The sequence below is a fragment of the Gemmiger sp. An194 genome (assembly GCF_002160145.1).
GTDB lineage: Bacteria > Bacillota > Clostridia > Oscillospirales > Ruminococcaceae > Allofournierella.
This window is the reverse complement of record NZ_NFKA01000039.1, coordinates 1-3,113: the sequence shown is the minus strand read 5'-3', so window position 1 is coordinate 3,113 and position 3,113 is coordinate 1. Positions and strand designations below refer to the sequence as shown.

General features: G+C 54.0%; 8 protein-coding genes. 1 reads left to right on the top strand and 7 read right to left on the bottom strand.

Annotation, left to right across the window (positions count from 1 at the left end; genetic code table 11):
- The 7 genes from B5F28_RS14250 to B5F28_RS14220 form a co-directional block, all read right to left on the bottom strand.
- Nucleotides 1-339 (bottom strand): sigma factor-like helix-turn-helix DNA-binding protein (locus tag B5F28_RS14250; RefSeq protein WP_143424771.1); only part of this gene is annotated, 339 nt, incomplete at its 3' end.
- Complete coding sequence (locus tag B5F28_RS14245) at nucleotides 330-620, bottom strand: hypothetical protein (protein WP_087296486.1); 291 nt, start codon at nucleotides 618-620, stop codon at nucleotides 330-332. The genes B5F28_RS14245 and B5F28_RS14250, both read right to left, overlap by 10 nt.
- The gene (locus B5F28_RS14605; RefSeq protein WP_132587370.1) at nucleotides 614-868 is read right to left on the bottom strand and encodes a DUF739 family protein; all 255 of its coding nucleotides are present in this window, start codon (nucleotides 866-868) and stop codon (nucleotides 614-616) included. Before B5F28_RS14605 ends, B5F28_RS14245 begins: the two co-directional genes overlap by 7 nt.
- A gap of 145 nt (nucleotides 869-1,013) precedes the next feature.
- A complete protein-coding gene (locus tag B5F28_RS14235; protein ID WP_087296484.1) occupies nucleotides 1,014-1,349 on the bottom strand; it encodes a hypothetical protein in 336 nt (111 codons plus the stop codon).
- Between the two features lie 264 nt (nucleotides 1,350-1,613).
- Nucleotides 1,614-1,823 carry a hypothetical protein gene (locus B5F28_RS14230; RefSeq protein WP_087296483.1) on the bottom strand — a complete coding sequence of 70 codons (210 nt, stop codon included), beginning with the start codon at nucleotides 1,821-1,823 and terminating at the stop codon, nucleotides 1,614-1,616.
- A gap of 35 nt (nucleotides 1,824-1,858) precedes the next feature.
- Nucleotides 1,859-2,416, bottom strand: a complete 558-nt coding sequence (locus B5F28_RS14225) for a BRO-N domain-containing protein (RefSeq protein WP_087296482.1) — start codon at nucleotides 2,414-2,416, stop codon at nucleotides 1,859-1,861.
- A gap of 29 nt (nucleotides 2,417-2,445) precedes the next feature.
- Nucleotides 2,446-2,655, bottom strand: a complete 210-nt coding sequence (locus B5F28_RS14220) for a DUF739 family protein (protein ID WP_077138583.1) — start codon at nucleotides 2,653-2,655, stop codon at nucleotides 2,446-2,448.
- A 183-nt stretch (nucleotides 2,656-2,838) separates the two neighbouring features.
- Here B5F28_RS14220 and B5F28_RS14215 point away from each other — a divergent pair.
- Nucleotides 2,839-3,113 (top strand): helix-turn-helix domain-containing protein (locus B5F28_RS14215; RefSeq protein WP_143424770.1); only part of this gene is annotated, 275 nt, incomplete at its 3' end.

Genomic DNA, 3,113 nt, shown 5'->3' with positions numbered 1-3,113 from the left:
GGGCGGCGGGGCTGCAACGCCGAATTCCGCCTGCTTTTTGCGGGCCTTATTGACCCAGGCATTCACATTGCCGTAGGGTACCCCGAACCGCTCCGCTGCCTCCTGGTAGGTTGCTCCCTCCAGCAGGACCGCCTTCACCACGTCGTCCTTCACCGCCTGCTCATAGCTGCGCAGCGTCTTTTTCGGCTTTTGCTCCGGAGCCTCGATGCCCAGCACCTTGCAGATCTCCTCCTTTGAGGTGGCGTAGAGCTGAGCCAGGATGGTGATCTGCTTTTTGGGGTTCGCCGCGTCACGGTAGGCCGCGCGGATCTCGCCCTTCTGCTCGTTTGTCAATCCCATCGCTTACTCCTCCATTGATGAATCAGTTCACGGCTCACCAGTGCCGCCAGCGCCGCAAACAGCGCAAACACTGTCAGCGCCGGGGCTTTGTGGTAAAGCCACTCGATGCCTCCACACCCCAGCCACACGACCACGCCGAAGGCGGTCACCTGGATGCAGCCGATCAGGGTTTGCAAAATCCATGCCAAGCATGTTACAATGGGGGTGCTCTGAGGGGCACCCCGCAAGGGGTTTCTGGCGTCCAGCTGTTGCCGCAGCTGGGCGCTTTCTTTTTTCAGCATCTTGCTCTCTCCTTTCGTGCCTCTGCCTCAACGGCATCGGCAAAATAGTTGGACATTTCTTCAAGCGGAATTTGCAGCAGACCGCAGGCCCGGAAGGCGTCGGCCATGCTCCAGGGCGTACGCCCATTCAGCCTGGCCGACAGAACCGAACCCGGCCAGCCCATTTCTGCAGCAAACTCCTGATCCTGATATCCGGCATCTTCAATCCGATGCCGCAGCTGCAGGAACAGCCTTCTTTGTACAGGCATTATGTTCCCTCCATTCTTTCTGGATTTCTGCCTTCAGAGCCATGAGAGCCTTGAATTCAGCGGGGTCACGCTGCCCCAACGGGGTGCATGCGTAACGCTCAGCCCGCTCCAGATACTCGACGACCTTTTCAGCGGTGCGCATGGTTTACTCTTTTCTGCCTGAATGCCCATTTCCTTTGGGCATCGTCTTGGCGGTTCTGAAAGCCTGCTTTTCTTCTTTCTCGGCATTCTCCTGTGCCGCAATCACTTTCAGTGCGCGAACCGGGGCGGCGGCGTTGGGGGCTTCGGAAAGCCCTTCATAGGCTTCGATCAGTTCCAGCATCTCGCTGGCGGTCGAGGCAAAGCACGATGCCTCACTGAGCACCCGGAACGTATTGAGTCGGGCCACTCCGCCGACATTCAGGTAGTCGTGCATGGTGGAAAACTTGACGTATTCCCTCTCCACCGCCGCGACCCACTCTTCGAATGTTTTGATTTTCATGGTTACTCCTCCTTTCCGACCATTTCCGTGATTCCACGAAAATGGTGCTTTCTTGTTTGCCCTCCCAGCCCGTGCTACAATGGGCGGGAAGGGAGGTGATGATTGCAATGGATAAGTCTTTCAACGATTTTTTGCGCCAAGTGGATTTAAATTCTCTGCTCTACGACTGCAACAGATTCGGCATCAGCTCAGAAATCCAAGAGTGCCCTTTCTCAAAAGAGCAAAGCGCCTATGTTGCCAACCTGGTTGTGGGATTCTCCCTTGCTATACTCCAGGCTTATCATGACTGGGATTCAAAAGGGCATTCTTGAATGCGTCAGAGATCACTTCAAGCGGAGGCTGCTTTTCCTGCATGACCTCAGCAATAGTCGACCCATCCAGCAAGATCTTTTTTTCAGATTGCCGCCATTGCAGTTCCAGTGCGAGGACGGCAATTTCTTTTGCCTCGCCTTTGAGATTGATAGTAACTTCCATACCTACTCCTTTCCGCCCGCCTTATGCGGGCTTTTTTATTGGACTGCCGCATCGCTCAGCTGCCTGATCTCCTGGGCAATGCACTCTTCCCAGAAGCGCACATTGTCGCGAATCCCTTCCCGCGTCTTGCGCCACTCGTCATAGCATTTCCGGGCTTCGTGCGCTTGCCTGCCGGCCTGAGCGGTGATGCGTTCAATATCCGCCAGCAGCTTGCGGTTCCGATCCAGCTTTGCCTGATATTCGTCCAGCTTGGCCAGCCGTTCCGGCGGGATTCCATAGGCCCCAGTCTTGCGGATGCTGGGCAGCACATCGTGGGTCACCCAGCGCTTGAAGGCTTTGGCCTCCGGCTTGTCCGACCGAAGGATGACGGCGTACAGGCCGGGTTCATTGATGATGGTCATTTCCTGGGTGCCGCCAGGGGTCGTCACCTGAGTACGCCCCTTTTCATCGTCATCCAGACGAGAGGCAACTCGATGAGGTTCGGCAAGTCCCAACACCCGGCAAACATCCCGCAGCACCCACCACAGGCCGTCATGCCGCTGGACGGTGCGCAGCTGCTCGCCGCTGTAAACAAAAATCTGTAAGTTGTTCATGTGGTTCTCCTTTCGTCAGTTGATGTTTCTCAACTCTTAGGACAAAAAAAATATTTGCCGATTTCATGCGCATCAATATCAAGAATATTGCACAGACCGTTGATTTCATCTTGGCGGAAAACATACTCGCCAGACAGCTTCCGACTAAGCTGTCCCTCGCTAATTCCCAGTATCTTTGCGCATTCTTTTTGGGTCAATCCAAACTCTTTAATCCTTCCAAGCAGCGGGTTGTAGTTCATTTCAGGCACTTCTCTCACCTCCCTCCTTGTGGTTGCGGTTTCTCAACCACAAGGTCAGTGTAGCACACGAATTGCGTAAAGTCAACACCGTTTTTTGATATTCATCAACTCGATTTTGAAAAATGTTGATTTTCCGCAATTCTAGGGATATAATATAAACACATACAAAATGAGGTGGTAGATATGCCGGATAAAAATTCTTCATTCCAATCCCGACTACGTGACGGGCTGGATTCTAAGGGTATGACTCAAAGCGAACTATCCAAACAATCGGGCGTCAGCAAATCCAGCATCTCACGCTATCTTAGCGGTGCCTGGGAGGCAAAACAGGATGCGGTTTACCTTCTTGCTCAGGCTCTGGACGTAAGCGAAGCATGGCTAATGGGCTATGACGTACCGATGGACCGGAACGCCGCTTCGGCAGAGAAGGACAATACCCTCCACCTCCCCTCCAACAT

What these genes read in the sequence shown, in the direction of transcription:
- B5F28_RS14245 (WP_087296486.1), bottom strand. Translation starts at nt 620, where the DNA reads ATGCTGAAAAAAGAAAGCGCCCAGCTGCGGCAACAGCTGGACGCCAGA.
- B5F28_RS14605 (WP_132587370.1), bottom strand. Translation starts at nt 868, where the DNA reads ATGCCTGTACAAAGAAGGCTGTTCCTGCAGCTGCGGCATCGGATTGAA.
- B5F28_RS14235 (WP_087296484.1), bottom strand. Translation starts at nt 1,349, where the DNA reads ATGAAAATCAAAACATTCGAAGAGTGGGTCGCGGCGGTGGAGAGGGAA.
- B5F28_RS14230 (WP_087296483.1), bottom strand. Translation starts at nt 1,823, where the DNA reads ATGGAAGTTACTATCAATCTCAAAGGCGAGGCAAAAGAAATTGCCGTC.
- B5F28_RS14225 (WP_087296482.1), bottom strand. Translation starts at nt 2,416, where the DNA reads ATGAACAACTTACAGATTTTTGTTTACAGCGGCGAGCAGCTGCGCACC.
- B5F28_RS14220 (WP_077138583.1), bottom strand. Translation starts at nt 2,655, where the DNA reads ATGAACTACAACCCGCTGCTTGGAAGGATTAAAGAGTTTGGATTGACC.